Source organism: Pseudomonas sp. 2hn, from assembly GCF_019646095.1.
Classification (GTDB): Bacteria; Pseudomonadota; Gammaproteobacteria; order Pseudomonadales; family Pseudomonadaceae; genus Aquipseudomonas; species Aquipseudomonas peradeniyensis.
In genome coordinates this window covers 3,542,197-3,566,525 of sequence record NZ_CP081016.1, presented here as the reverse complement: position 1 = coordinate 3,566,525, position 24,329 = coordinate 3,542,197, and the positions used below count along the sequence as shown (strand labels likewise).

Here is a 24,329-nt window from a genome sequence, read left to right as displayed (position 1 = left end):
CCATGCGAGCGCTGAAATGGCGGGCGGTTCAGTTGTGCGGGATGGCCGGGCGAAAAAAGCCCGCCAGGGCGGCGGGCAAAGTGCGTTTTTGAAGGGAGAGCCTGCACCCTGCGCCTTGTCGGTTAAGGCGGGGTTAAGCGCCGCGAGGATTGACCGCCCGCGCCGATGCGCCTATACAGGCGTGCCGTTGTTACCGGAGCCTGCGATGCACGACGAAGACGATCTGCCCGAACCCGAGCACGACCACCTGCTCGACCCCGAATTCCACGAAGACTTCGACCCCGAGGCGGACGCCTACGGGGCGCTGGATGAAGTCGAGGAGGACGAAGAGTCGCTCGACGACTTCGATGATGAGGACGACCATCCAGCCTGGCACGACGACTGCGACGATTGAAATCGCCGCAGTCGCGTTCAGCGACGGTCGAGGGAGAAGCGCCCGGCGCCGGTGATGGCCAATAGCAGCAAGCCGCCGACAATGGCGAGGTTTTTCAGGAACTGGGTCATGTTGGCGCTGCGCTCGGGCTCGACCATGTTCCAGAACGGGTGCCCGAGCAGCGCGGTGCCCAGCACGAACAGGGCAAACAGCAGGGCCAGCGGGCGGGTGTAGAAGCCCAGGATCAGCAGGATGCCGACCAGCAGCTCCATGATCACGGCGACGGCCGCCGCCAGCATGGGCGCCGGCGCGCCGAGGGAGGTCATGTAGCCGACCGTGCCTTCGAAACCGCTCAGCTTGCTCCAGCCGGAGAGCACGAACAGGATCATCAGCAGGATGCGGGCGAGCAGCAGGATGACGTCGCGTTGACCGTCGAGCAGGCTATAGCGCATGGCGGCGCTCCAGTGGACAGTGACAGGTTCCACTCTAGCAGCTGCGCGGCGGTTTTCCGGCGGGCATGAAAAAGGCGCCGCAAGGGCGCCTTGATCGACAGAGGATGGTGCGAGTGGCGGGACTCGAACCCGCAAGGCTCACGCCGACAGATTTTAAGTCTGCTGTGTATACCAATTCCACCACACTCGCACGATTGACCGGCATGCTACATAGCAGCAGGGCCAAGGCAATCAGGCGCGCTTTATAACCCATTGTTATAGAAGCGTCAACCGGCCCCAGGGTTCAGGGTTCGATGCTGCGGGCGATGTCGCGCATCTCGCAGGCCGAGTGGCGCAGGTCATCGACATGCCCGTCCATGGCCTGTGCATCAGCCTGGTGGATCGAGTGGCGCAGGAACCGGGCATGGCCATCCAGGGCCTGGCACAGTTCGTCGAGTTCGCCGGCACTGCGCACCAGGTCGTCCTGCAACCCTTGCATGCGAAGGTTCGAAGTCATGGCGCGTCCTTATGGGGTCGGGGCGGGGCCACTATAGGTCAATTGACAGGATGCCGCCATTACGCCACTGTTCAGACATTGGATCCAACTGGTCGTGTCGCCATGTCATCGCGTTCCCCCGACCCAGAGGCAGTCCGGCGTGTACGGCCGAAGTTGTTCTGGCGTCTGCTGTTCCTGCTTGTCTGCCTGCTGGCGGCATTCCTGTACGCCGGTTTCATGAGCCTGGGCGGCTACCTGCTGATGCTCGGGCTCGATCAGGAACACCCGGAACCACAGCGCTTGCTGGCATTGGGCGGCGGGGCGTCGATCTTGTTGCTGGGGCTGTGGTTGCTGAAGGTGGCGATGCCGCGCCGGCTGGTGCCGACGGTGGTGGAGCGCGAGCACTGACGATCGTCGCCTGAAGGACGGTGTAGGCGGGACTTTTGACTACGCTCAATATGTCCTTTCGCGGTGCTTGTGGAGCTTGCATGGTGTCGACAGACCGCCCCACCCATTCGGTGATGCCCGAGGCGCGCTACGAGCAGTTGGTCCAGGCAGTGGTGGACTATGCCATCTACATGCTCGATCCGACCGGCCATGTGGTGTCGTGGAACGCGGGTGCGCAGCGGATCAAGGGTTATCGCGCCGACGAGGTGATCGGTCGGCATTTCTCGTTGTTTTTTACTGACCAGGACCGTGCCGAAGGCCGTCCGCAACAGTTGCTGAACCAGGCCTTGGAAGAGGGCAAGGTGCAGGACGAGGGCTGGCGCGTGCGCAAGAACGGTACGCAGTTCTGGGCGCTGGCGGCGCTGGATGTCATTCGTGACGAACATGGCGAGGTCATCGGCCTGGCCAAGGTCACCCGCGACATCACCGACCGCCGCGAATCCGCCCTGCAACTGGACGCCATGCGCGCGCAGCTGTTCCAGGCGCAGAAGCTCGAGGCCCTGGGGCAACTGACCGGTGGCCTGGCCCATGACTTCAACAACCTGCTGACGATCATCCTCAGTTCCGCCCGGCTGGCCTGTGGTAGCCACGATCCGGCACGGGTGCGGCGCCTGCTCGAGCATATTCTCGACGCCGGCCAGCGCGGCACCCAACTGACCCAGCAACTGCTCAGTTTTGCCCGGCATCGGCAACTGAACGTCACCCGCATCGCCCCGGCCCAGGTGATCGACACCACCCGCGGGCTGGCGGAGCACGCGCTGCCCAGGGACATCGAACTGCTGCCGCAGGTGCAGCCGGACCTGCCATTGATCGAGGTGGATGCCGGTCAGTTGCAGATGGTCCTGCTCAACCTGGTGTTCAACGCCCGCGACGCCATCGCGGCGACCGGGCAGATCCACCTGGCGGTCGAAAGCGTTCGCCTGGCCGGCGAGGTGGAGGGGCTGCACGGGCACTTCGTGCGCTTCGATGTGCGTGATGACGGGCAGGGCATCGACCCCCAGGTGCTGCCGCGCATCTTCGAGCCGTTCTTCACCACCAAGGCTTTCGGCAAGGGCACGGGCCTTGGGCTGAGTCAGGCCTATGGTTTCGCCCGCCAGAGTGAGGGCGCGATCAGCGTGTCCAGCCGCCCTGGCGAAGGCACCTGCATGAGCCTGTACCTACCTGCCCGAACGGGCACCGATACCCTAGCGAGCGACGGATAGACGACCATGGTAGAGCAACTCAAGCGGCTGGCCACCGGCATCGAAGGGCTCGATGCGCTGCTCAAGGGCGGCCTGGTGGTCGGTGCCTCCTACATCGTCCAGGGGCATCCGGGCTCGGGCAAGACCATCCTCGCCAACCAGCTGGCCTGCAACCATGTGCGCGACGGTGGCCGGGTGCTGGTGGCGACCCTGCTCAGCGAGTCCCATGAGCGTCTGTTCCAGTACCTGTCGACGCTGACCTTCTTCGACCCGGCGCTGGTCGGCGACAGCATCCAGTTCGTCAGCGCCTTTGACACCCTCGAGCAGGACGGCCTGGACGCGGTGGTCAGGCTGTTACGCCAGGAGATCGCCCGGCAGCAGGCCACCTTGCTGGTCGTCGATGGCCTGCTCAACGCCCGCTCGCGGGCGGAAACCAGCCTGGACACCAAGAAGTTCGTCTCCGAGCTGCAGGGGCATGCGGCGTTCGCCGGTTGCACGGTGTTGCTGCTGACCAGTGCCCGGCTGGAGGAGGGCAGCCCCGAGCACACCATGGTCGATGGCGTGATCGAACTGGGCGAGCACCTGGTCGGCAGTACCGCAGTACGGCATGTCCAGCTGCGCAAGACTCGCGGCAGCAGCGCGCTGTCCGGGCGCCACGAATGCCAGATCGACGAGTCGGGGTTGCAGGTCTATCCACGCCTCGAAGCGCTCTACAGTCGGCCCAGCCAGCAGGATGGACAAACCCTGGCGCGGGTCGTCACCGGGGTCGCCGACCTGGACGGTATGCTCGGTGGCGGGCTGGCCGAGGCTTCAATGAGCCTGTTGATGGGGCCATCCGGCGTGGGCAAGACGGCCTTGGGCATCGCCTTTCTCGCCGCTTCGACGAAGGCCGCGCCAGGCCTGCATTTCGGTTTCTACGAGACGCCGGCACGGTTGCGCTTGAAGGCGGCCGCGCTGGGCTACGATCTGTCGGCATTGGAGCGCGAGGGGGCGGTGCAACTGAGCTGGCAGCCGACCACCGAGGGCCTGTTGGACCAGCTCGGCGCCCGTCTGCTGGCGCAGGTCGAGGCATTGGGCGCGCGGCGCGTGGTGATCGACAGCCTGGGCGCTTTTGGCCGCCTGGCGCTGGAGCCCGCCCGCCTGAACGCGTTCTTCCGCGCGCTGACCGGCGAATTGCGCGCCCGCGGCGTCACGGTGCTGCTGACCTGGGAGATGCGCGATATCTTCGGCTCGGAAATCACCGCACCGGCGCCGGACCTGTCGAGCATCGTCGACAACCTGATCCTCATGCGCTTCGCCGAGCTCGATGCACAACTGCACCGTGCCCTGTCGATCATCAAGGTACGCGACAGCGACCATGATCCGGCCCTGCAGGCGTTGAACCTGGGGCCCAAGGGCATCAGCCTGGCGCGGGCGTTCGATGGCGCCAGCGGCGTGCTCAGCGGCTCGGCGACAACGCCAGGAGACCGCTGATGGGATGAACAGCATCCTGATCGTCGACGACGAGTACCTGATCGCCGATATCCTCGGCTTTGCCCTGGAGGATGAGGGCTACCTGGTGGAAAAGGCCAGCAATGGGCGCAAGGCCCTGGAGGCCTTGAGAGAAAAGCGCGTGGACCTGGTGATCACCGACTACATGATGCCGGTACTCAATGGCGAGGAATTGCTGAACGCGATTCGTGACGAACTGCAGCTGGCGGATTTGCCGGTGATTCTCATGAGCGGCGCCCAGGCCAACGATTTTCGGGCCTGCCCAAAAAAGTTTGCGGCGGTGTTCGACAAACCCTTCGACATGGACCGGATGATCGCCACGGTGCGCGAACTGCTCGGCACCTGAGGTTCGGAAGAGGCTCCCCGCATGGGCGGGCAATCGATCAGGCGCATCCGTGCGGCATGATGCGGTTGGCTTGGGGTTACTCGTCGTTGCTCTTCTCCGGTGCCGGGCTGCCGGCCTGGATCCGTTTGTAGATCTCTTCACGGTGCACCTGGACATCCTTCGGCGCATCGATACCAATCCTCACCTGCATCCCCTTGACGCCCAGAATGGTGACTTTGATGTCGTCGTCGATGACGATGCTTTCGCCAACCTTGCGTGTGAGTATCAGCATGTAGTTCTCCTTGGTGATGTAGAAAACCGCCGAGCCTGATGGTCTGCGGTGGGAGCCTGTCCCTCTTCCTTCTCATTAAAGACGCTTTCGGCGGATAGTAATTCCCCGACAGACAAATTCTGTTATCGATCTTTAGTTGCAGGTGCCAGTGGGGGTGCTACGCATTCCACTGGCCAAGGTGCTCGGTGGCAAGGATAGGGTGCTTGGCGCCATATGGGAAATTTCTCTGCTCGATGAACTAAATAGTGGGGCTCAATGATCGTTTTGGCGCTCAATGGCCTGGAGGAAGCGCAGCAGTGACACTTCCTCGAGTTCCAGGCCCTTGCGCGCCCGTGCGCGGGGCAGGTCCGCCAGGCGTCCGAGCTGGAAGTGTTCGAGGACTGCCGGATGGATGTAGCAGCGCCGGCACACCGCCGGCGTGTTGCCCAGGCGCGCGGCCACCTGGCGGACGGTCTCGGCGACCTGGCGCCGGGCTTCGCTGTCGGGTTCCCAGGCCAGTGGCCGCAGCAGGCTCAGGGCCAGGCTGCTGCCGGCCCAGGTGCGGTAGTCCTTGGCGGTGAAATCGGCGCCGGTCAGTTGTTGGAGGAACTGGTTGACCTCGGTCGAGCCGATGCCATGGCGCTGGCCCTGGTCGTCCAGATACTGGAACAAGGCCTGGCCGGGCAGCTCCATGCAGCGCTTGACCAGCCCGGCCAGGCGCCGATCGGTCAGGGTGACGTTGTGCTCGACACCGCGCTTGCCACGGAACTGGAAGCGGATTTGGCTGCCCTTGACCTGGACATGGCGGGTATTGAGCGTGGTCAGCCCATAAGAGCGATTGTCGCGCAGGTACTGGCGGTTGCCGATGCGGATCAGCGTGCTGTCGAGCAGGCTGATCACCAGCGCCATGACCTTCTCCCTGCCCAGCCCCGGGCAGGCCAGGTGCGCATCCAGTTGCTTGCGCAGCTTCGGCAGCGCTTCGGCGAAGGCCAGCATGCGCCCGTACTTGTGCTGGTCGCGCAGCTCGCGCCATTGCGCGTGGTAGCGGTACTGCTTGCGCCCCCGGGCATCCCGCCCGGTGGCCTGCAGGTGTCCCTGCGGGTCGGCGCAGATCCATACATCGGTGTATGCCGGCGGGATCACCAGGGCGGCGATGCGCGCTAGGGTGTCGGCATCGCGGACCCGCTGGTTGCCGGCGTCGAAATACTGAAAACCATCGCGCCAGCGCCGCCGGGTCAGGCCGGGCTGGCTGTCATCGACGTAGTGCAGGGCGGCAGGCAGCGGGCAGTCGGGCATGGGTGCGGTCCATGGAGGGCACTGTTGCTGCAATGGACCGCGCCCGTTGCAGCATTGCTCAACCCAGCAGCGCCACCGACTTGATCTGCGCCCACAGCATCTGGCCCGGCTGCACCGCGAGCTGGTCCGCCGAATAGCGGGTGATGCGCGCCAGCAGGGCGCTGCCGGCGGCATCCAGGCTGACCAGCACATGGGCCGGATTGTCCGCCGGGCGGCACTCGCGGACCCGCACCGGCAGGCGGTTGAGGATGCTCGAGGCGCCGTCTGCGGTCAGTGCCAGGCTGACATCCCGGGCCTGTACCTTGAGCCGCAGGGTGCTGCCCATGTGCAGCCCGGGGTGGGCGATGCGCAAGCGCTGGCCGTCACCGCCGGGCAGGCGTAGCTCGAACAGCTGGTAATGCGGATCGTGGCTTACCACCACGCCTTCGAGCACCACGCCGGCATCCTCGCCCTGGGCCAGCGGCAGGTCGAGGCGCGCCAGGGTCTGGCCGATCGGACCGCTGGCCACGGCCTTGCCCTGTTCGAGCAGGACCAGGTGGTCGGCCAGGCGCGCCACTTCGTCCTGGGCATGGCTGACGTAGATCAGCGGGATGTCCAGCTCGTCGTGCAGGCGCTCCAGGTACGGCAGGATCTCGCGCTTGCGCGCGCTGTCGAGCGCGGCCAGCGGCTCGTCCATCAGCAGCAGCCGTGGGCTGCTGAGCAGGGCCCGGGCGATGCCGACCCGCTGCGCCTCGCCGCCGGACAGGGTCGCCGGCTTGCGCGCCAGCAGGTGGCCGATGCCCAGCAGTTGGCAGGCCTGTTCCTGGCTGATCTTGCGCGCCTCGGGGGCGATGCGGCGCCAGCCGAACTCGAGGTTGCCGCGCACCGACAGGTGCGGGAACAGGCTGGGCTCCTGGAACACGTAGCCGACCGGGCGCTGGTGCGGCGGGATGAAATGCCCGCGCGCGCTGTCTTCCCAGACCTGGCCATTGACTTCGATGTAGGCGCTGGCGGCCCGTTCCAGGCCGGCCAGGCAGCGCAGGCACGAGGTCTTGCCCGAGCCGGAATGGCCGAACAGGGCGCTGATGCCGCGTCCGGGCAGGTCGAGGTCGACGTCCAGGGTGAAATCGTCGCGCGCCAGTTTCAGGCGTGCCTGTATCGATGCGCTCATGTCAGCTCCAGCCAGCCTTGCCGCGACGGCCTGCATAGAGCATCAGCAGCACCAGGAACGAGAATACCAGCATGGCACCGGCCAGCCAGTGGGCCTGGCTGTATTCCATGGCCTCGACGTGATCGAAGATCTGCACCGAGACCACGCGGGTCTTGTCGGGAATGTTGCCGCCGATCATCAGCACCACGCCGAACTCGCCCACGGTGTGGGCGAAGCCGAGGATACTGGCGGTGACGAAGCCGGGGCGCGCCAGCGGCAGCACCACGTGAATGAAGGTATCCCAGGGGCTGGCGCGCAGGGTGGCGGCCACCTCCAGCGGGCGCTGGCCGATGGCGCCGAAGGCGTTCTGCAACGGCTGCACCACGAAGGGCATGGAGTACACCACCGAGCCGATGACCAGCCCGGTGAAGCTGAACACCACACTGCCCAGGCCCAGGACCTGGGTGGCCTGGCCGATCCAGCCATGAGGGCCGAGGGCCAACAGCAGGTAGAAGCCGATTACCGTCGGTGGCAGCACCAGCGGCAGGGCCACCACCGCGCCGATCGGCCCGCGCAGCCAGGAACGGGTGCGCGCCAACCACCAGGCGATGGGCGTGCCCAGCACCAGGAGGATGGCGGTGGTCAGGCTGGCCAGCTTGATGGTCAGCCAGATTGCGCCCAGGTCATTGGCGTCGAGCGGCATCAGAGCTCATAGCCGTAGGACTTGATCACCGCGGCGGCCTTCGGGCCCTTGAGGTATTCGACCAGGGCCTTGGCGGCCGGGTTGTCCTTGCCTTTGTTGAGGATCACCGCGTCCTGGCGGATCGGGTCATGCAACTCGGCGGGCACGATCCAGGCGGAGCCTTCGCTGACCTTGCCGTCCTTGTAGATCTGCGACAGGGCGACGAAGCCCAGCTCGGCATTGCCGGTAGACACGAACTGGAAGGCCTGGGTGATGTTCTGGCCTTCGACGATCTTCGCCTTGGTGGCTTCGGTCAGCTTCAGCTTGTCCAGCACCTGGGTGGCGGCCAGGCCGTAGGGCGCGGCCTTGGGGTTGGCGATGGACAGGTGCTTGTATTCGTTCTTTTTCAGTACTTCGCCCTTGGCGTCGACGTAGCCCGGCTTGGCCGACCACAGCGCCAGGGTGCCGATGGCGTAGGTGAAGCGCGAGCCCGCGACGGTCTCTTTCTCCTGCTCGAGCTTGGCCGGGGTGCTGTCGTCGGCGGCGAGGAACACTTCGAACGGGGCGCCGTTCTTGATCTGCGCGTAGAACTGGCCGGTGGCGCCGTAGGCGGCGACCAGCTTGTGGCCGGTGTCCTTCTCGAAGTCCTTGGCGATGGCCTGGATGGGCGCTGTGAAGTTGGCCGCCACGGCGACCTGGACTTCGTCGGCCTGGGCGGCATTGACGGCGATCAGGGTGGCCAGGGCACTGAAGGCCAGGTGGGACAGGCGAATACGCATGCAAACGGCTCCTAGGGGCGGCGGGTTATCGTTATGTCTTGGACTATATAGCGATACGCCATCCGTCGGGAAGAGGGGGGCTGAAAATTTCCTGATCTAAGAGTCAGCTTTTTGTTGTCTGCCCGGCAATCAGGCGGGTCAGGTCACCCGCTGGCATATGCCGCCCGAGGCGCAGCGCCTGTCCCGACCACAGGTTGCTGAAGTCGGCGTTGCCCTGTGGATCGGTGATCGCCCGCAGCGGCATCAGCGCGCCGCCGGCCAGCGGGAAGCGTGGGGCGAGGGCGCTCATCGGCCCCAGTTCGCGCATCAGGCGGTTGTTGATGCCGCGGGCCGGGCGGCCGGTGAACAGGTTGGTCAGCGCGGTATCGCTGGCGGACGCGCTGTCCAGGGCGCGGCGGTGCGCCGCAGACACCTTGGCCTCGGGGCAGAACAGGTACGCGGTGCCCACCTGTACCGCCGAAGCGCCCAGGGCCAGGGCGGCGACCAGGCCGCGGTGATCGCCGACACCGCCCGCCGCGATTACCGGCACCTGCACCGCATCTGCCACCTGCGGCACCAGGGCGAAGGTGCCGATCTGGCTGGTGATGTCGCTGCCGAGGAACATGCCGCGATGGCCGCCGGCCTCGTAACCCATGGCGATGATCGCGTCGCAGCCGTGCTGTTCCAGCCACAGCGCTTCCTCCACCGTGGTGGCGCTGGACAGAACCTTGGCCCCGCTCGCCTTGACCCTTTGCAGCAACTCGGGCACCGGCAGGCCGAAGTGGAAACTGACCACTTCCGGGCGCAGTTCCTCCACCAGCTGGCAGCTCAGTTCGTCAAAGGGGGCACGATTGGACACCGGCGTCGGCGCCTCGAAGTCCGCGCCGACTTCCTCGTAGTAGGGCTTGAGCGCCTGCTTCCAGCGGGCGTCGTGCTCGGGGTCGGGCGCCGGCGGCTGGTGGCAGAAGAAATTCAGGTTGAGCGGGCCCCGGCAGGCGGTGCGAAAGGCCTCGATCTCGCCGCGTACCTGCTCGGCGCTGAGCATGGCGCAGGGCAGGGCGCCCAGGCCGCCGGCGTTACCGACGGCAATGGCCATGGCCGAACCGCTGGCGCCGGCCATGGGGGCCTGGAGAATGGGCAACTCGATACCCAGCAGGTCGAGGATGCGGCGGTCTTGCCAGGGGCTCATGGGCGACTCCTTGAGTGCGGGGCGTGCTGCGTGGTTACAGGGCCTTGCTGACCTGGATGTCGCTGATCTTGTCGGCGTCGTCGCCGTGGATCTTGCGCAGGGCCTGCTGCGCCTGCTCGAGGGAGGCGTCGGGCATCTGGGCGAAGTCCCAGCGGCGTTCGCCGTCGAGCTTGTACTTGATCACGTACTTGATGGTCTGGGTCATGCGGCTATCCGAGTGTTATCCAAGTTTCGACGACGAGCGACGGATGATCTTGATCTTGTGGCTGAGGGCCGGCTTGCGCGTCACCGAGATCGGGCGGGTGGTCACGGTGTCGATGGTGATGTTCCAGAAACCGGTGCTGGGCACGGTGATCTTCGCCGGGAAGCGCTCGAAGTGGCCGCCGTGGTAGGTGTGGCGCCCGCCATTCTTGAAACTGCGGAAGTTCGCGTCGTTCATCAGGCGGATGTTGCAGCGCTGGGAGCACTCGATGACGACGATGTCGTCCTCGTTCAGGTGCTCGCGCTGGTGTACGAATTTCATGGGGTGCTCCGCAAGGATTGGTTCAGCAAACGCGAAAGATACCACGATGTGAGGTTACACTTGCGCCCGGGCTGGCCAAGCCAAGGAGATTTCTGCCAGACGTGGGAGCAAAACCGCCTGGATGTGGTCAGAGGATGACTTTGAAGAAGCTGGAGACGATGTAGATGAAATGGGTAGCAGCAGCGGTGGCGCTGACGTTGGGTGGCTGTGTCAGCGTGACGGAGCTCGAGCAGTCCCACGCGACGCTGGATGTGATCTCCGGCAAGACGCCGCGCGAGTATGCCGACTGCGTCAAGCGCAAGCTGGCCGATACGCGTGATCCCTTGCAGGAAGAGGTGCGCGGCGATGGCTTGCGCCTGACCGTGCCGCAGAAGGTGTCGGCCGGCGTCGGCCCGGCGGCGCTGCTCGATATCGACAAGCGCGGCAGCGGCAGCGCGATCAAGGTGTACGAGCGGTTGAACAACTTCCCGCTGCGCCTGGGGGATGTGCGCACCTCGGCGACCCAGTGCATCTCCGGTTCTTGATCCAGCTCAGTTAATCGGCAATTAGCTGGCGGTTTGCCACTTTCCTTCCCGGTGACGCGTTGTCGCACGTCGGGGAATAGGCCTAGTATTTCTGGGCTTATATCGTTTAAGCCTAAGCTTATAACAAGGAAATGGAGCCTCCGTGATGAAACCCCTGAGCCATGTCGTGATCGGCAGCCTGCTGATCTTGGCCTGGCCCTCGGCGCACGCTGCCGATGGCCAGAAAATCTTCAACCAGGGCGGGCAGAACCCCGCCGCCATGGCCTGCCTGGGCTGCCATGGGCCGGATGGCAAGGGTATTGCCGCCGCCGGTTTTCCCCGTCTTGCCGGCCTGCCTGCCGGCTATCTCAGCAAGCAATTGCATGACTTTCGCAACGGCAGCCGCAAGCAGGCGGTGATGGAACCGTTGGCCAAGGCCCTGGACGATGCCGAGATCGAGGCGGTCAGCGCCTACCTGGCCAAGCTGCCGGCCGATGCCGCGGCGGACACGCGCCGTCAGCAGATCGCCAACGATCCGGTGACCCGCCTGGCCATCTATGGCGACTGGAGCCGGTTGATCCCCGGTTGCGTACAGTGCCACGGCCCGGGCGGCAGTGGCGTCGGCGAACACTTCCCGCCGCTGGCCGGGCAGCCTGCCGGTTACCTGGTGGCGCAACTCAATGCCTGGCGCGATGGCAGCCGCAGCAACGATCCCAACCAGCTGATGGTCAACGTGGCCAAGGCGATGACCGATGCCGAGGTCAAGGCGGTCGCCGACTACTTCGCCCAACCGACCAGCCAGGAGGTCAAGCCATGAGAGTCCTGATGCCAACCCTCCTGCTGCTGGCCATGGGCACTGCCCAGGCCGCGCCCATCGCCATGGAAGACCAGTCCCAGCTCAAGGTCCCGGGCGTGCAGGCCGCCCCGCAGTTCGTGCCGCCGGCGGAAAGCGCGATCCCGGATAACGCTTTCGGCAAGATGATCCGTGAAGGCCACGCGCTGTTCGTCGATACCCGCCGGCTGATGCCCGACGCGGTCGGCAACGGCATGAACTGCAGCAACTGCCACCTCGACCAGGGGCGCCTGGCGCATTCCGCGCCGTTGTGGGGTGCCTACCCGATGTATCCGGCGTATCGCAAGAAGAACGACAAGGTCAACACCTTTGCCGAGCGTATCCAGGGCTGCTTTACCTTCAGCATGAACGGCAAGCCGCCGGCGGCCGACAGCCCGCAGATGACCGCCTTGAGCGTTTACGCCTACTGGCTGTCGACCCAGGCGCCGACCGGCGTCGAGATTGCCGGTCGCGGCTACCCGGAGGTGCCCAAGCCCGAAGGCGGTTACGACTTCAAGCGCGGCAAGCAGGTGTACGACGAGCAATGCGCGATCTGCCACGGCGGTAATGGCGAAGGGCAGAAGGTGGCCGGGGAATACGTGATGCCGCCGCTGTGGGGCAAGGATTCCTATAACTGGGGCGCCGGCATGCACCGGATCAATACCGCGGCGTCGTTCATCAAGTACAACATGCCACTGGGCAAGCCCGGCAGCCTGAGCGACCAGCAGGCCTGGGACGTGGCGGCGTGGATCAACCGCCATGAGCGGCCGCAGGATCCGCGGCTGGTCGAAGGCTCGATCGAGAAGACCCGACTGAAGTTCCATGCCAACGACGGGGTCAATCTGTATGGGCAGAAAGTCGATGGCGTGTTGATCGGGCAGGGGATCGGCGGTTGAGCTGAAACCCTCGCGGGACAAGCCTGCTCCCACGCCCTGCAAGGGATGATCGTGGGGCGGGCCCGTCCCGCGATGATGCTGCCGGTCGCCTGAAATTCACGCCCCGGCGGAACTATCTACACTGGAATGTCTCTATGATGGCATCGGCCAGCGCGGGGGGCATTGTAAGGTGACCGCCGCCTGATTAGACTGCGCCGAATTTCGTACGCAAAGCCCTTGTTAAGGACGTATATGATCAAGAAATGCTTGTTCCCGGCAGCCGGTTACGGCACCCGCTTCCTGCCCGCTACCAAAGCCATGCCCAAGGAAATGCTGCCGGTGGTCAACAAGCCACTGATCCAGTATGGCGTTGAAGAAGCACTGGACGCCGGCCTCAACGAGATCTCCATCGTCACCGGTCGTGGCAAGCGCGCCCTGGAAGACCACTTCGACATCAGCTACGAGCTGGAAAACCAGATCAAGGGCACCGACAAGGAGAAATACCTGGTCGGCATCCGTCGTCTGCTCGACGAGTGCTCCTTCGCCTATACCCGCCAGACCGAAATGAAAGGCCTGGGCCACGCCATCCTGACCGGCCGCCCGCTGATCGGCGACGAGCCGTTCGCCGTGGTGCTGGCGGACGACCTGTGCGTCAACCTCGACGGTGACGGCGTGCTCGCGCAGATGGTCGCGCTGTACAAGAAGTACCGCTGCTCGATCGTCGCCATCCAGGAAGTCGATCCGCAGGAAACCAACAAGTACGGCGTCATCGCCGGTGAAGAGATCAAGGACGGCATCTTCCGTGTCGACGCCATGGTCGAGAAGCCCAAGCCAGAGGACGCACCGTCCAACCTGGCGATCATCGGTCGCTACATCCTGACCCCGGACATCTTCGAGAAGATCGAGCAGACCGAGCCGGGCAAAGGTGGCGAGATCCAGATCACCGACGCGCTGATGAAGCAGGCCGCCGAAGGTAACGTGATCGCCTACAAGTTCAAGGGCAAGCGTTTCGACTGCGGTGGCGCCGAAGGCTATATCGAGGCGACCAACTTCTGCTTCGAGAACTTCTACAAGACCGGCAAGGCTTACTGAGTCCCCGGCGTTGTCTGGAAAAGCCACCTTCGGGTGGCTTTTTTGTTTGCGGCGGCCAACGGCGCTATGCTGGGCGCCTGCCTAGGAGACTCAATGCATGGCTTACGATTTTGATCTGTTCGTGATTGGCGCCGGTTCTGGCGGTGTACGCGCGGCGCGTTTCGCCGCAGGCTTCGGCGCCAAGGTGGCGGTGGCCGAGAGCCGCTACCTCGGCGGCACCTGCGTCAACGTCGGTTGCGTACCGAAGAAACTGCTGGTGTACGGCGCCCATGTCGCCGACGAACTGGAACAGGCTGCAGGCTTCGGCTGGACCCTGGAAGAGGGCCACTTCGACTGGGGCACGCTGATCGCCAACAAGAACCGCGAGATCGAGCGCCTCAACGGCATCTACCGCAACTTGCTGGTCAACAGCGGCGTCACCCTGTTGCAGGGCCACGCACGCATCACCGGCGCCAATGAGGTGGAGGTCGAGGGCCAGCGCTACAGTGCCGCCAACATCCTCATCGCTACCGGCGGCTGGCCGCAGGTGCCGGACATTCCGGGCAAGGAACTGGCCATCACGTCCAACGAGGCGTTCTACCTCAAGCAACTGCCGCGACGCGTGCTGGTGGTGGGCGGTGGTTACATTGCCGTGGAGTTCGCCGGGATCTTCCAGGGCCTGGGCGCCGACACCACGCTGCTGTATCGGGGCGACCTGTTCCTGCGTGGTTTCGACGGCTCGGTGCGCACGCACCTGAAGGAAGAGCTGGAAAAACGCGGCCTGAACCTGCAATTCAACGCCGACATCCAGCGTATCGACAAGCTTGAGGACGGCAGCCTCAAGGCCACCCTCAAGGATGGTCGCGAGCTGGTCGCCGATTGCGTGTTCTACGCCACCGGCCGCCGGCCGATGCTGGACAACCTGGGCCTGGAGAACACCGGCGTGGAACTGGACGAGCGCGGGTACATCCGCGTGGACGAGCAGTACCAGACCACCGCCCCGTCGATCCTGGCCATCGGCGACGTGATCGGCCGCGTGCAACTGACCCCGGTGGCGCTGGCCGAAGGCATGGCCGTGGCCCGCCGCCTGTTCAAACCCGAGCAGTACCGCACGGTCGACTACCAGAACATCCCGACCGCGGTGTTCAGCCAACCGCCAATCGGCACCGTGGGCCTGACCGAGGAGCAGGCGCTGGCCGCCGGGCACAAGGTGCAGATCTTCGAGAGCCGCTTCCGGGCGATGAAGCTGACCCTGACCGATATCCAGGAAAAGACCCTGATGAAGCTGGTGGTCGACGCTGAAACCGACAAGGTGCTGGGCTGTCACATGGTCGGGCCGGACGCCGGCGAGATCATCCAGGGCCTGGGGATCGCCCTGAAGGCAGGGGCGACCAAGCAGCAGTTCGACGAGACCATCGGCGTGCACCCGACCGCCGCCGAAGAGTTCGTGACCATGCGCACCGTCACCCGCTGATACGCGTTACCCCTGATCGCGGGGCAAGCCCGCCCCCACGCCTGAAAACCTCCTGGCGTGGGAGCGGCTTGCCCCGCGATGCATTTTGCCCCCGCAATCCTTTGCTCAGCCCAATCCCTTCTATTAATAATCTCGCCTTATAGCCAAAACCAATCACCAGCATGAGCTTTGCCAATGAGCCTTCATCGGGACCAGCGGTTAGGATTCTCTCCGTCAACCGAATTCAACCCATGAAGGAGCGTCTCTCATGCCAATCATCAACAGCCAGGTCAAACCGTTCAACGCCACTGCTTTCCACAATGGCGAATTCGTCCAGGTCAGCGAAGCCGACCTGAAAGGCAAGTGGTCCGTCGTGTTCTTCTACCCGGCCGACTTCACCTTCGTCTGCCCGACCGAACTGGGTGACCTTGCTGACAACTACGCCGAGTTCCAGAAGCTGGGCGTGGAAATCTACGGCGTGTCCACCGACACCCACTTCACCCACAAAGCCTGGCACGACACCTCGGACACCATCGGCAAGATCAAGTACCCGCTGATCGGTGACCCGACCCACGTCATCTCGCGCAACTTCGACGTGCTGATCGAGGAAGCCGGCCTGGCCGATCGCGGTACCTTCGTGATCAACCCGGAAGGTCAGATCAAGATCGTTGAAATCAACGACGGCGGTGTAGGCCGTGACGCCAGCGAACTGCTGCGCAAGGTCAAGGCTGCCCAGTACGTTGCCGCCCACCCAGGCGAAGTCTGCCCGGCCAAGTGGAAAGAAGGCGAAGCCACCCTCGCTCCGTCGCTCGACCTGGTCGGCAAGATCTAAGGCCATGCGTCAGATGCGGGCGGTGAGCAACCGCCACTTCTAAGTTGTCACCGCCCCGTAAAAACGCCCGGGCGATCTCGCCTGGGCGTTTTTGTATCCGAGTTTTGAAAAAGGAATCGCCCGTATGTTGGACGCCACGCTTAAATCGCAACTGAAAACCTACCTGGAGCGGGTCACCCAGCCGATCGAGATCGTTGCCTCCCTCGACGACGGCGCGAAGTCCCGCGAACTGCACGACCTGCTGGTGGAAATCGCCGGCCTGTCGAACCTCATTACCTTCAGCGCGGATGGCAATGACGCCCGTCGTCCTTCGTTTTCGCTGAACCGCCCGGGGGGCGATATCAGCCTGCGTTTCGCCGGCATCCCCATGGGCCACGAATTCACCTCCCTGGTGCTGGCGCTGCTGCAGGTCGGCGGCCACCCCTCCAAGGCCAGTGCCGAAGTGATCGAGCAGATCCAGGCGCTGGAAGGCGAGTTCAGCTTCGAAACCTACTTCTCGCTGTCGTGCCAGAACTGCCCGGACGTGGTCCAGGCGCTGAACCTGATGGCGGTGCTCAACCCCAATGTGCGCCACGTCGCCATCGACGGCGCGCTGTTCCAGGATGAAGTCGAAGCCCGCAAGGTCATGGCGGTGCCGAGCATCTACCTGAACGGCGAAGTGTTCGGCCAGGGCCGCATGGGCTTGGAAGAGATCCTCGGCAAGATCGACACCAATGCCGGCGCTCGCCAGGCCGAGAAGATCAACGCCAAGGACGCCTTCGACGTGCTGGTGGTCGGGGGTGGCCCGGCTGGCGCCGCCGCCGCGATCTACGCCGCCCGTAAAGGCATTCGCACCGGTGTCGCCGCCGAGCGCTTCGGTGGCCAGGTGCTCGACACCCTGGCGATCGAGAACTTCATCTCGGTGCAGGAGACCGAAGGGCCTAAGCTGGCCACGGCCCTGGAAGAGCACGTCAAGCAGTACGACGTCGACATCATGAACCTGCAGCGCGGCGAAGCGCTGATCCCGGCCACCGATGGCGGCCTGCACGAAGTACGACTGGCCGGCGGCGCCTCGCTCAAGGCCAAGACCGTGATCCTCGCCACCGGCGCCCGCTGGCGGGAAATGAACGTGCCGGGCGAGCAGCAATACCGTGCCCGTGGCGTGGCCTACTGCCCGCACTGCGACGGCCCGCTGTTCAAGGGCAAGCGCGTGGCGGTGATCGGTGGCGGCAACTCCGGCGTGGAAGCGGCCATCGACCTGGCCGGCGTGGTCGCCCAGGTGACCCTGATCGAGTTCGACAGCCAGCTGCGCGCCGATGCCGTGCTGCAGCGCAAGCTGCACAGCCTGCCGAACGTCAAGGTGATCACCAGCGCGCTGACCACCGAAGTGGTCGGCGATGGCGAGAAGGTCACCGGCCTGCGCTACAAGGACCGCACCAGCGACACGCTGCATGACCTGGCGCTGGAAGGCATCTTCGTGCAGATCGGCCTGCTGCCGAACACCGACTGGCTCAAGGGCACGGTCGAGCTGTCGCCGCGTGGTGAGATCATCGTCGATGCCAAGGGCCAGACCAGCATCCCCGGCGTGTTCGCCGCCGGTGACGTGACCACGGTGCCGTACAAGCAGATCGTCATCGCCGTGGGCGAGGGCGCCAAGGCGTCGCTGGCAGCCTTCGATCATCTGATTCGCACTTCGGCGCCGGCCTGACCCCAGCGGGGTGTAAACGTGAAAACGCCGCCATTCCTTCGGGGATGGCGGCGTTTTTGTGTTGCGGCTATCGCGGGCAAGCTCGCCCTATGTGGGTGATCCTGGTCAGGCGGGATTACTCAGCGCCTTGTCGGCGGCCTTGCCGCGCCCGCCCAGCCATACCAGCAGCAATCCGGTCGCCGCCAGCAGGCCACCGGCCATCGGCACCGCCGCGTAGCCCAAGTCCAGGCTGATCACCGCGCCACCCAGGGCGGCGCCGACGGCATTGCCCAGGTTGAAGGCGCCCACGTTGATCGACGACGCCAGCCCCGGTGCCTCGGCTGCGGCGATCATCACCCGCATCTGCAGCGGCGGCACCACGGCGAAGGTGAACATCCCCCACACCAGCAAGGCCAGCGCGGCGCCGACATGGCTACCCAGCACCAGTGGCATCAGCAGCATGATCGCCGCCAGCGCACCGAGGAAGATCCGCGCGGCACCGTCCAGCGACCAGTCGGCCAGCTTGCCGCCCAGGCTGTTGCCAAGGGTGAAGCCGACGCCGATCAGCACCAGGCCGAGGGTGACGAAACTGTCCGAGGCACCGGTCAGTTCGGCGAGCACCGGGGCGACATAGGTGTACAGGGTGAACATGGCGCCTGCGCCCAGGACCGTGGTGGCCATGGCCAGCAGCACGTTGGGGCGGGCGATCACCGCCAGCTCCTTGCGTACATGGGGCACGCTGCCACGCTCGCCCTTGGGCAGGGCGTACCACAGCGCCGCGATGGCCAGCACGCCGAGCACCGCGGTGCCGGCGAAGGCCATGCGCCAGCCGACCTGCTGGCCGAGCCAGGTGGCGGCTGGCACGCCGCCGATGTTGGCGATGGTCAGGCCCATGAACATGGTGGCCACGGCGCTGGCCTGCTTGTCCCGGGGCACCACGCTGGCGGCCACCACCGCGCCCAGGCCGAAGAAGGCGCCGTGGTTGAGGCTGGTGATCAGGCGCGAGAGCAGCAGGGTGTAGTAGTCCGGCGACAGGGCCGAGAGCAGGTTGCCGACGGTGAAGATGCCCATCAGCATCATCAGCGCGGCGCGCTTGCCGAAGCGGCTGAACAGCAAGGTCATGATCGGCGCGCCGACCATCACGCCGATGGCATAGGCGGTGATCAGCATGCCCGCGCTGGGGATGCTGGCCCCGACGCCATCGGCGATCACCGGCAGCAGGCCCATGGGGGTGAACTCGGTGGTGCCGATGCCGAAGGCGCCGATGGCCAGGGCGAACAGCACCCGTTTGGGGGAAAGCGTGCTCATTGGGAGCTCCGAAAAAGCGGTTGAGAGCGGGGCGCTGGGCCTCCATGCCCGAAGGATATCAGTCCCAGGCCGGCGCCAGGCCGTCCGGGCTGACTTCGCGGCCGTTGCGTTCCAGGGTGGCGATGCGCGCCATGTCGTCGGCGTCCAGGCGCAGGCTGCGGGCAAGCAGGTTGCTGGCCAGGTTCTCGCGCTTGGTGGACGACGGGATAACCGCATAGCCCAGCTGCAAGGCCCAGGCCAGGGCCACCTGGGCCACCGTGGCCTTGTGCTTGGCGGCGATCTCGGCCAGCAGCGGATCCTTCAGCACCTTGCCGTAGGCCAGGGTCATGTAGGAGGTGGTGGTGATGCCCTGTTCCTGGAGGAATGCGGTCAGCTTGCGGTTCTGCAGGTACGGGCTGAGTTCGATCTGGTTGGTGGCGATCTCGCCCTGGCCGACCACGGCGATGGCCTGGCGGGTCAGCTCGATATTGAAGTTGGAGATGCCGATCTGGCCGGTCAGGCCCTGGCGCTTGGCTTCGGCCAGCGCCTGCATGTATTCGGGCAGCTCGACGCCGTTGCCCGGCGCCGGCCAGTGGATCAGCAGCAGGTCGACATGGTCGGTGCGCAACTTGGCCAGGCTGTCGCGCAGGCTGGGGATCAGCTTGTCGGCGGCGTAGTGGTCGACCCAGATCTTGGTGGTGATGAACAGCTCGTCGCGCGGCACGCCGCTTTCGGCGATGGCCTGGCCGACCTCGGCCTCGTTCTTGTAGATCTGCGCGGTGTCGATGGCGCGGTAGCCCAGCTCCAGCGCCGACTTGACCGAATCGATGACGGCCTGGCCGGTGAGGCGGAAGGTACCCAGGCCAAAGGATGGAATGCTCATGCAACTGCTCCTGTCGTGTGAGGGGATCGAGACCCGGGCAGTGGGGCACGGGTTCGAACGGGTAGGCGCAGTGTGCGGTGTTCGGCGGGATTGATTAAGGCGTCGACGCGCCAAGGTCCTTTGACCTGGAGTCATGAATACCTGGTTGGATTGTGAGCGGGGCGAGGCAATAGCGGATATTGCCGCCATCGCGGGGCAAGCCGGCAGGGGCTGCGCTGACGGCTCTCAGCGACAGCGCAGCCCCGGAGCTCAGCAGTGCCGTCAGGCGACCGGAATCAGCGGGTCGGCTGCTGCCAGTGCGGTGGCCCGGTCCGGTGCCGGCGGGTAGATCCACACCGAGTTGATCTGCTGCTTGAGCTGCTTGGCCTCGAACTTGTCGGTCGGTGGCGAGACGGTGCGTTCCCAGCCCTCGGTGTACACCGCGCCCCAGGCGCCGAGGTCCAGGCAGGTGACGTACTTGGGCTGGCTGTAGGTCATCGGTGCCACGCCGATCAGCTCGGCGGCGGCGTTGTTGCCGGCGTAGCGGCCCAGGGGGATGGCGTGCTGGCAGGACATCACGGCAAAGTTGCCGACCTCGTCGCAGGCCGCATAGGCCACGTCGCCCGCGGCATACACATCCGGGTTGCCGATGACCTTGAGCTGGCCGTCCACATGCAGGCGGCCCTGGCGGTCGCGCTCGCCGGTGATCTGCTCGGTCAGCGGGTTGGCCTTGAAACCGACGGTCCAGACCACCGTGTTGGCGGCGATGCGTTCGCCGTTGTCGAGCAGCACGCCGCCGGCATCCACCGAGGCCACCGTGGCGCCGCAGACCCACTCGATGCCCAGCGCCGCCGAGGCCTGCTCGATGGCCGGGCTGATACCTGCGCCCAGGGCGGCGCCGATCTTCGCCCCGCGGTCGACCACGACGATGCGTGGCGTGACCTTGTCGCCGAGGATCGCCCGCAGCCGGCTGGGCAGCTCGGTGGCGGTCTCGATGCCGGTGAAGCCGCCCCCGGCCACCACCACGGTGTTGCGTGCGGGGCTGTCGGGGCGGGCGGCCAGGGACTTGAGGTGTTCTTCAAGGCGGGTGGCCGACTCGATCTTGTCGACGTCGAAGGCGTGGCGGTCGAAGCCTTCCAGCGCCGGGCGGTTGAGCAGGCTGCCGCAGGCCATGATCAGGCGGTCGTAGCCAAGCCTGGCCTCGATGCCGCCGGGCTGGCGGTACGCCACTTCACGGCTGGCCTGGTCGATGTGGTAGGCGCTGCCTTTGACGAAGCGCACGTTGACCGCGTCGAACAGCGCCTGCAACGGCGCGGCCATGGTGTGCACGTCGGGTTCGTAGAAGCGAGGGCGGATGTGCAGCTCGGCCTGGGGCGCGAGCACGGTGATCAGCACGTCGTCGCGTTTGTGCTGGTCGAGCAGGCGGGCGGCGCCGAGGGCGCTCCACAGCCCGGCGAAGCCTGCGCCAATGATCAGGATCTGTTTCATGGGGTGCTCCTGGATGCCGCGATTGTCGATGTTGTCGCTGCGGCAGTGGGAAAAGGGTACGCCTTGCGGGAGGACATGGACCGTGGCCCGACAGGCGTGCTGCAGATGCTAAGCGCGCCCCCGGTTTGCCCCTAGGCCAAAGAACCCTGGATTTCGGCCAGCGGCACGCTGCGGGCGAAGCGCGCCCGGTAGTCCCGCGGGGTCACCGCCAGGTGGCGCTGGAATGCCAGGCGCATGCGCTCCTCGCTGCCGAAACCGCAGTGGCGGGCGACCTGCTCGATATGCTGGTCGGAGTTCTCCAGCAAGCGCCGCGCCGCCTCCAGGCGGAACACCTCGATGGCCTTGGCCGGGGTGCGGCCGGTCTTGTGCTTGTACACCCGGGTGAAGTTGCGCAGGCTCATGCGTGCCTGCTCGGCCAGCCGCTCGACCGTCAGGCGCGGGTCGCCCAGGTGCTCGTTGAGCCACAGGTGCAGGGCCTCGAAGGCGGCGCTGTCCTCGCCCTGGGCCTTGAGCAGTTCGCTGAACTGCGCCTGGCCGCCGGGGCGCTTGAGGAACACCACCAGCTCGCGGGCCACCTGCATGGCCACCTCGCGGCCACAGTCGGCCTCGACCAGGGCCAGCGCCAGGTCGATGCCGGCGCTGACCCCGGCCGAGGTCCATACCTGGTCCTGTTGCACGAAGATCGACTCGGCGTCCACTTCGATGGCCGGGAAGCGCCGGTGTAGCGCATCGCACATCGCCCAGTGGGTGGCGGCTCGGCGGCCGTCGAGCAGTCCGGCGGCGGCCAGCAGGAAGGTCCCGCTGCACACCGAGGCGGTGCGTCGGGCGCGTTGGGCGGCCTGGGCCAGCCAGGCAACCAGCTCGGCATGATCGGGGAGGGTGCGGACGATCTCCGGCGCGCCGGGCACCACCAGGGTGTCGAAGGGTTCGCCCAGCCAGGGCGCCAGTGGCTCGGTACCTACCGCCAGGCCCTCGGCGGTCGGCACCAGGCCGCCCTCGAGGCTCGCGGTGACCAGGCGGTAACCCGGCAGGCCGCGGGCGGCGCGGGCCTTGGTCGCGGCCCAGAACACCGTCTGCGCGCCGGTGAGGTCGAGCAGGCCCATCTGCGGGTAGGCGAGGAACAGCAGGGTACGCGGCTGATCCAGGGCGTGCACGGGCGGGGTGGGGATCTGCGGAATGTCGGTCATGGCAAGCTGCTTGTGGCGTGGGCATGAACCTAAGTCGAGCACTTGGCGCTGTGCCGATCAAGCGCGGCACGACAGGCGCATGTGGCGCTTGCCGGCGATGGGTTGCGTTGCCGTCCCAGTGCAGCGAACGGCGATGCACCGGGGTCTAAACCGACAACATCTGCGGAGAATATTGCAGGTCCTACAGCCTTTCTTCCGTTGTTTATGTAGTCCTTTTCCTAAAGGTGCCTTTTCCCCCGGTAGCCCGTTGTAGCGGATTGACGCTCGCTTTAGTCTCGGGCTGCTCGTCGCGCTTCACTTCACCGGAGCAGGCCGGACCACTGGGCAGCTTACCGCGCAGGGATCGCGCGGTTTGGTCTGGCGGCTGCGGAGGATGAACCGCGACGGGCTCTTTCTTTTTTCCTGGGGGCAAGGTTATGGACAAGGACGAACACGCAAAGGGCACTGGGGGCCTGAAGATCGTCAGCCTGGTCGGTCGTAGCAAGCGGTACGCGGTGCGTGACTGGGTGCAGGCGATCCCGGGGTTGCCGACCGAAGACGTACTGCAGGAAACAACGATCATCCTCGGCTGCATCACCAGCTTGACCTACCAGGCGTTGAGCCAGCCGAAAGAGGCACAGACGCTGATGCGGGCTACGTATTACCTCAGCGGCATGGCCAAGGCGATGATCGATGGACAGTTGCCGGTGATGCAGGAGCAAGGTGACAGTTGAAGTCCGGTGCACCGAGAAGGGCCGCTTTCGAGCAATCGAAAGCGGCTTTTTTGTCTGGGTTGCAAGGAGTACAGGGTATGGCACCGGCTTTGCCGGTGATCGCGGGGCAAGCCCGCTCCCACGATGTAGCTGATCTACAGCTCAGTCTTTTCGCAGGCGTCGCAGGATCGCCGCCAATGCGACAGTCAACGTTACCGCCAAGACCATCGCCAGGCTGATGGTCACGGCAACCCCCAGCCGCTCCAGCAACCCCGCCATCGCCAGGTAGAACGCAATCACCCCCACCGCACCGATGGCATTGCCCCGCACCATCGCCGCCATCCCGGCCCGCCCGCCTTGCACATGGGCGAACACCACCAGTGGCCAGGCAATCACCGGAATCGGCGCGAGCATGCCGCTGGTGGCCGGCCCCAGCCAGCTGGCCAGGCTGGTGGTGACCATCAGCAGCGAGGTGGCGGACACCATGCGCAGGGGTATTTCCCAATAGCGGTGTCGGGGGCGGGCGAGGGTGTCGGGCCTGGGTTCGCGGCCACTGGCGCGGATCAGCACGCCGATCAGCAGCAGCGCCACGGCCACCGACAGGTACAGCCCTCCCCAATGGGTGAAGGCATAGGCCGCCAGGCCATAGAACAGGATCGACAGCGCGACTGCCACGCCGATGCCAACCTTGCGCGTGGCGAACAGGTAGAAGGTGTAGGTGGCCTGCACCGCCGCCAACCCACCCAGCGCGCCGGGCACCGCGCCTAGGGCGAAGCCCGTGCCTTGCTCCAGGCACAGGAAGGTCATCACCAGGGCCGAGGTGATCGGCAGACCGGACAGCAGCCCGCCGAGCAGGCCGCCCCAGCGCCGCGAGGCGAGGGAGATGGCCCACATCAGCAGCGGGGTGACGAGGAGTTTCAGGTAGAAAAGGGTCATTGCGTGGGGTTCCGGTTCTGCAGGGTACGCGCCCGCCGTCGGCATTGGGTGGG

The 24,329-nt window shown here is 65.6% G+C and carries 28 protein-coding genes and 1 tRNA gene; 13 read left to right on the top strand and 16 right to left on the bottom strand.

What is annotated here, in order from left to right:
• Positions 1-205 precede the first annotated feature (205 nt).
• Positions 206-394 carry a hypothetical protein gene (locus tag K2O50_RS15900; RefSeq protein WP_050706261.1) on the top strand — a complete coding sequence of 63 codons (189 nt, stop codon included), beginning with the start codon at positions 206-208 and terminating at the stop codon, positions 392-394.
• Between the two features lie 17 nt (positions 395-411).
• Here the strand turns inward: K2O50_RS15900 and K2O50_RS15895 are convergent, their stop codons facing one another.
• The 3 genes from K2O50_RS15895 to K2O50_RS15885 all read right to left on the bottom strand — a co-directional run bounded on the left by K2O50_RS15895 (position 412) and on the right by K2O50_RS15885 (position 1,321).
• A complete protein-coding gene (locus K2O50_RS15895) occupies positions 412-825 on the bottom strand; it encodes a DoxX family protein (protein ID WP_050706260.1) in 414 nt (137 codons plus the stop codon).
• A gap of 105 nt (positions 826-930) precedes the next feature.
• A tRNA-Leu gene (locus K2O50_RS15890) sits at positions 931-1,015 on the bottom strand.
• 93 nt (positions 1,016-1,108) lie between these two features.
• On the bottom strand, positions 1,109-1,321 hold the full coding sequence (locus K2O50_RS15885; RefSeq protein WP_050706259.1) for a hypothetical protein: 213 nt from the start codon (positions 1,319-1,321) through the stop codon (positions 1,109-1,111).
• 102 nt (positions 1,322-1,423) lie between these two features.
• Here K2O50_RS15885 and K2O50_RS15880 point away from each other — a divergent pair, with 102 nt between their 5' ends.
• The 4 genes from K2O50_RS15880 (at position 1,424) to K2O50_RS15865 (ending at position 4,765) form a co-directional block, all read left to right on the top strand.
• Entirely contained in the window at positions 1,424-1,708 is a 285-nt protein-coding gene (locus K2O50_RS15880) for a hypothetical protein (RefSeq protein ID WP_050706258.1), read from the top strand.
• Between the two features lie 80 nt (positions 1,709-1,788).
• Positions 1,789-2,949 carry a nitrogen regulation protein NR(II) gene (locus tag K2O50_RS15875; RefSeq protein WP_050706257.1) on the top strand — a complete coding sequence of 387 codons (1,161 nt, stop codon included), beginning with the start codon at positions 1,789-1,791 and terminating at the stop codon, positions 2,947-2,949.
• A gap of 6 nt (positions 2,950-2,955) precedes the next feature.
• Entirely contained in the window at positions 2,956-4,401 is a 1,446-nt protein-coding gene (locus K2O50_RS15870; RefSeq protein ID WP_050706256.1) for an ATPase domain-containing protein, read from the top strand.
• Between the two features lie 4 nt (positions 4,402-4,405).
• Positions 4,406-4,765, top strand: a complete 360-nt coding sequence (locus K2O50_RS15865) for a response regulator (protein ID WP_050706255.1) — start codon at positions 4,406-4,408, stop codon at positions 4,763-4,765.
• Positions 4,766-4,841: 76 nt separating this feature from the next.
• On the opposite strand, the gene csrA is transcribed toward K2O50_RS15865, so the two are convergent.
• From csrA to K2O50_RS15825, 8 genes are all read right to left on the bottom strand, one after another.
• On the bottom strand, positions 4,842-5,036 hold the full coding sequence (gene csrA / locus K2O50_RS15860; RefSeq protein ID WP_023628788.1) for a carbon storage regulator CsrA: 195 nt from the start codon (positions 5,034-5,036) through the stop codon (positions 4,842-4,844).
• A gap of 252 nt (positions 5,037-5,288) precedes the next feature.
• Entirely contained in the window at positions 5,289-6,311 is a 1,023-nt protein-coding gene (locus K2O50_RS15855) for a DNA topoisomerase IB (RefSeq protein WP_050706254.1), read from the bottom strand.
• Between the two features lie 58 nt (positions 6,312-6,369).
• Positions 6,370-7,461, bottom strand: coding sequence for a molybdenum ABC transporter ATP-binding protein (gene modC / locus K2O50_RS15850; RefSeq protein ID WP_050706253.1), 1,092 nt, complete (start codon positions 7,459-7,461; stop codon positions 6,370-6,372).
• Position 7,462: 1 nt separating this feature from the next.
• Complete coding sequence (gene modB, locus K2O50_RS15845) at positions 7,463-8,143, bottom strand: molybdate ABC transporter permease subunit (RefSeq protein ID WP_050706252.1); 681 nt, start codon at positions 8,141-8,143, stop codon at positions 7,463-7,465.
• Positions 8,143-8,901: a molybdate ABC transporter substrate-binding protein gene (gene modA, locus K2O50_RS15840; protein ID WP_050706251.1), complete on the bottom strand. Its 759-nt coding sequence runs from the start codon at positions 8,899-8,901 to the stop codon at positions 8,143-8,145. The genes modB and modA overlap by 1 nt, the downstream gene beginning before the upstream one ends.
• Positions 8,902-9,004: 103 nt before the next feature.
• Complete coding sequence (locus tag K2O50_RS15835; RefSeq protein WP_050706250.1) at positions 9,005-10,069, bottom strand: nitronate monooxygenase family protein; 1,065 nt, start codon at positions 10,067-10,069, stop codon at positions 9,005-9,007.
• Between the two features lie 34 nt (positions 10,070-10,103).
• The gene (locus K2O50_RS15830) at positions 10,104-10,274 is read right to left on the bottom strand and encodes a hypothetical protein (RefSeq protein ID WP_177330847.1); all 171 of its coding nucleotides are present in this window, start codon (positions 10,272-10,274) and stop codon (positions 10,104-10,106) included.
• A 15-nt stretch (positions 10,275-10,289) separates the two neighbouring features.
• On the bottom strand, positions 10,290-10,592 hold the full coding sequence (locus tag K2O50_RS15825; RefSeq protein WP_050706249.1) for a DUF1883 domain-containing protein: 303 nt from the start codon (positions 10,590-10,592) through the stop codon (positions 10,290-10,292).
• A 164-nt stretch (positions 10,593-10,756) separates the two neighbouring features.
• Between K2O50_RS15825 and K2O50_RS15820 the strand changes: the two genes are divergently transcribed.
• The 7 genes from K2O50_RS15820 (at position 10,757) to ahpF (ending at position 17,845) form a co-directional block, all read left to right on the top strand.
• Positions 10,757-11,116: a hypothetical protein gene (locus K2O50_RS15820; protein ID WP_050706248.1), complete on the top strand. Its 360-nt coding sequence runs from the start codon at positions 10,757-10,759 to the stop codon at positions 11,114-11,116.
• A gap of 145 nt (positions 11,117-11,261) precedes the next feature.
• Positions 11,262-11,912 carry a cytochrome c gene (locus K2O50_RS15815; protein WP_050706247.1) on the top strand — a complete coding sequence of 217 codons (651 nt, stop codon included), beginning with the start codon at positions 11,262-11,264 and terminating at the stop codon, positions 11,910-11,912.
• Positions 11,909-12,823: a c-type cytochrome gene (locus tag K2O50_RS15810; protein WP_050706246.1), complete on the top strand. Its 915-nt coding sequence runs from the start codon at positions 11,909-11,911 to the stop codon at positions 12,821-12,823. Before K2O50_RS15815 ends, K2O50_RS15810 begins: the two co-directional genes overlap by 4 nt.
• Positions 12,824-13,054: 231 nt before the next feature.
• Entirely contained in the window at positions 13,055-13,894 is an 840-nt protein-coding gene (gene galU / locus K2O50_RS15805) for a UTP--glucose-1-phosphate uridylyltransferase GalU (protein WP_050706245.1), read from the top strand.
• Between the two features lie 97 nt (positions 13,895-13,991).
• Entirely contained in the window at positions 13,992-15,347 is a 1,356-nt protein-coding gene (gorA, locus tag K2O50_RS15800) for a glutathione-disulfide reductase (protein WP_050706244.1), read from the top strand.
• Positions 15,348-15,594: 247 nt separating this feature from the next.
• A complete protein-coding gene (gene ahpC, locus K2O50_RS15795; protein WP_008090543.1) occupies positions 15,595-16,158 on the top strand; it encodes an alkyl hydroperoxide reductase subunit C in 564 nt (187 codons plus the stop codon).
• A 124-nt stretch (positions 16,159-16,282) separates the two neighbouring features.
• Complete coding sequence (gene ahpF, locus K2O50_RS15790) at positions 16,283-17,845, top strand: alkyl hydroperoxide reductase subunit F (protein ID WP_050706243.1); 1,563 nt, start codon at positions 16,283-16,285, stop codon at positions 17,843-17,845.
• A gap of 105 nt (positions 17,846-17,950) precedes the next feature.
• On the opposite strand, the gene K2O50_RS15785 is transcribed toward ahpF, so the two are convergent.
• From K2O50_RS15785 to K2O50_RS15770, 4 genes are all read right to left on the bottom strand, one after another.
• On the bottom strand, positions 17,951-19,132 hold the full coding sequence (locus K2O50_RS15785) for an MFS transporter (protein ID WP_050706242.1): 1,182 nt from the start codon (positions 19,130-19,132) through the stop codon (positions 17,951-17,953).
• 58 nt (positions 19,133-19,190) lie between these two features.
• A complete protein-coding gene (gene dkgB, locus K2O50_RS15780; RefSeq protein WP_050706241.1) occupies positions 19,191-19,994 on the bottom strand; it encodes a 2,5-didehydrogluconate reductase DkgB in 804 nt (267 codons plus the stop codon).
• A gap of 261 nt (positions 19,995-20,255) precedes the next feature.
• Positions 20,256-21,461, bottom strand: a complete 1,206-nt coding sequence (locus K2O50_RS15775; RefSeq protein WP_050706240.1) for an NAD(P)/FAD-dependent oxidoreductase — start codon at positions 21,459-21,461, stop codon at positions 20,256-20,258.
• A gap of 131 nt (positions 21,462-21,592) precedes the next feature.
• The gene (locus tag K2O50_RS15770; protein ID WP_050706239.1) at positions 21,593-22,648 is read right to left on the bottom strand and encodes a GlxA family transcriptional regulator; all 1,056 of its coding nucleotides are present in this window, start codon (positions 22,646-22,648) and stop codon (positions 21,593-21,595) included.
• 416 nt (positions 22,649-23,064) lie between these two features.
• Here K2O50_RS15770 and K2O50_RS15765 point away from each other — a divergent pair, with 416 nt between their 5' ends.
• The gene (locus K2O50_RS15765; protein WP_050706238.1) at positions 23,065-23,361 is read left to right on the top strand and encodes a DUF3077 domain-containing protein; all 297 of its coding nucleotides are present in this window, start codon (positions 23,065-23,067) and stop codon (positions 23,359-23,361) included.
• 141 nt (positions 23,362-23,502) lie between these two features.
• Here the strand turns inward: K2O50_RS15765 and K2O50_RS15760 are convergent, their stop codons facing one another.
• Positions 23,503-24,276: a hypothetical protein gene (locus tag K2O50_RS15760; protein WP_050706237.1), complete on the bottom strand. Its 774-nt coding sequence runs from the start codon at positions 24,274-24,276 to the stop codon at positions 23,503-23,505.
• Positions 24,277-24,329 lie beyond the last annotated feature (53 nt).

Bases quoted from the DNA above. Each gene is read 5' to 3' on its own strand.
- K2O50_RS15900 (WP_050706261.1), top strand. From the start codon at position 206: ATGCACGACGAAGACGATCTGCCCGAACCCGAGCACGACCACCTGCTC.
- K2O50_RS15895 (WP_050706260.1), bottom strand. From the start codon at position 825: ATGCGCTATAGCCTGCTCGACGGTCAACGCGACGTCATCCTGCTGCTC.
- K2O50_RS15885 (WP_050706259.1), bottom strand. From the start codon at position 1,321: ATGACTTCGAACCTTCGCATGCAAGGGTTGCAGGACGACCTGGTGCGC.
- K2O50_RS15880 (WP_050706258.1), top strand. From the start codon at position 1,424: ATGTCATCGCGTTCCCCCGACCCAGAGGCAGTCCGGCGTGTACGGCCG.
- K2O50_RS15875 (WP_050706257.1), top strand. From the start codon at position 1,789: ATGGTGTCGACAGACCGCCCCACCCATTCGGTGATGCCCGAGGCGCGC.
- K2O50_RS15870 (WP_050706256.1), top strand. From the start codon at position 2,956: ATGGTAGAGCAACTCAAGCGGCTGGCCACCGGCATCGAAGGGCTCGAT.
- K2O50_RS15865 (WP_050706255.1), top strand. From the start codon at position 4,406: ATGAACAGCATCCTGATCGTCGACGACGAGTACCTGATCGCCGATATC.
- csrA (WP_023628788.1), bottom strand. From the start codon at position 5,036: ATGCTGATACTCACACGCAAGGTTGGCGAAAGCATCGTCATCGACGAC.
- K2O50_RS15855 (WP_050706254.1), bottom strand. From the start codon at position 6,311: ATGCCCGACTGCCCGCTGCCTGCCGCCCTGCACTACGTCGATGACAGC.
- modC (WP_050706253.1), bottom strand. From the start codon at position 7,461: ATGAGCGCATCGATACAGGCACGCCTGAAACTGGCGCGCGACGATTTC.
- modB (WP_050706252.1), bottom strand. From the start codon at position 8,143: ATGCCGCTCGACGCCAATGACCTGGGCGCAATCTGGCTGACCATCAAG.
- modA (WP_050706251.1), bottom strand. From the start codon at position 8,901: ATGCGTATTCGCCTGTCCCACCTGGCCTTCAGTGCCCTGGCCACCCTG.
- K2O50_RS15835 (WP_050706250.1), bottom strand. From the start codon at position 10,069: ATGAGCCCCTGGCAAGACCGCCGCATCCTCGACCTGCTGGGTATCGAG.
- K2O50_RS15830 (WP_177330847.1), bottom strand. From the start codon at position 10,274: ATGACCCAGACCATCAAGTACGTGATCAAGTACAAGCTCGACGGCGAA.
- K2O50_RS15825 (WP_050706249.1), bottom strand. From the start codon at position 10,592: ATGAAATTCGTACACCAGCGCGAGCACCTGAACGAGGACGACATCGTC.
- K2O50_RS15820 (WP_050706248.1), top strand. From the start codon at position 10,757: ATGAAATGGGTAGCAGCAGCGGTGGCGCTGACGTTGGGTGGCTGTGTC.
- K2O50_RS15815 (WP_050706247.1), top strand. From the start codon at position 11,262: ATGAAACCCCTGAGCCATGTCGTGATCGGCAGCCTGCTGATCTTGGCC.
- K2O50_RS15810 (WP_050706246.1), top strand. From the start codon at position 11,909: ATGAGAGTCCTGATGCCAACCCTCCTGCTGCTGGCCATGGGCACTGCC.
- galU (WP_050706245.1), top strand. From the start codon at position 13,055: ATGATCAAGAAATGCTTGTTCCCGGCAGCCGGTTACGGCACCCGCTTC.
- gorA (WP_050706244.1), top strand. From the start codon at position 13,992: ATGGCTTACGATTTTGATCTGTTCGTGATTGGCGCCGGTTCTGGCGGT.
- ahpC (WP_008090543.1), top strand. From the start codon at position 15,595: ATGCCAATCATCAACAGCCAGGTCAAACCGTTCAACGCCACTGCTTTC.
- ahpF (WP_050706243.1), top strand. From the start codon at position 16,283: ATGTTGGACGCCACGCTTAAATCGCAACTGAAAACCTACCTGGAGCGG.
- K2O50_RS15785 (WP_050706242.1), bottom strand. From the start codon at position 19,132: ATGAGCACGCTTTCCCCCAAACGGGTGCTGTTCGCCCTGGCCATCGGC.
- dkgB (WP_050706241.1), bottom strand. From the start codon at position 19,994: ATGAGCATTCCATCCTTTGGCCTGGGTACCTTCCGCCTCACCGGCCAG.
- K2O50_RS15775 (WP_050706240.1), bottom strand. From the start codon at position 21,461: ATGAAACAGATCCTGATCATTGGCGCAGGCTTCGCCGGGCTGTGGAGC.
- K2O50_RS15770 (WP_050706239.1), bottom strand. From the start codon at position 22,648: ATGACCGACATTCCGCAGATCCCCACCCCGCCCGTGCACGCCCTGGAT.
- K2O50_RS15765 (WP_050706238.1), top strand. From the start codon at position 23,065: ATGGACAAGGACGAACACGCAAAGGGCACTGGGGGCCTGAAGATCGTC.
- K2O50_RS15760 (WP_050706237.1), bottom strand. From the start codon at position 24,276: ATGACCCTTTTCTACCTGAAACTCCTCGTCACCCCGCTGCTGATGTGG.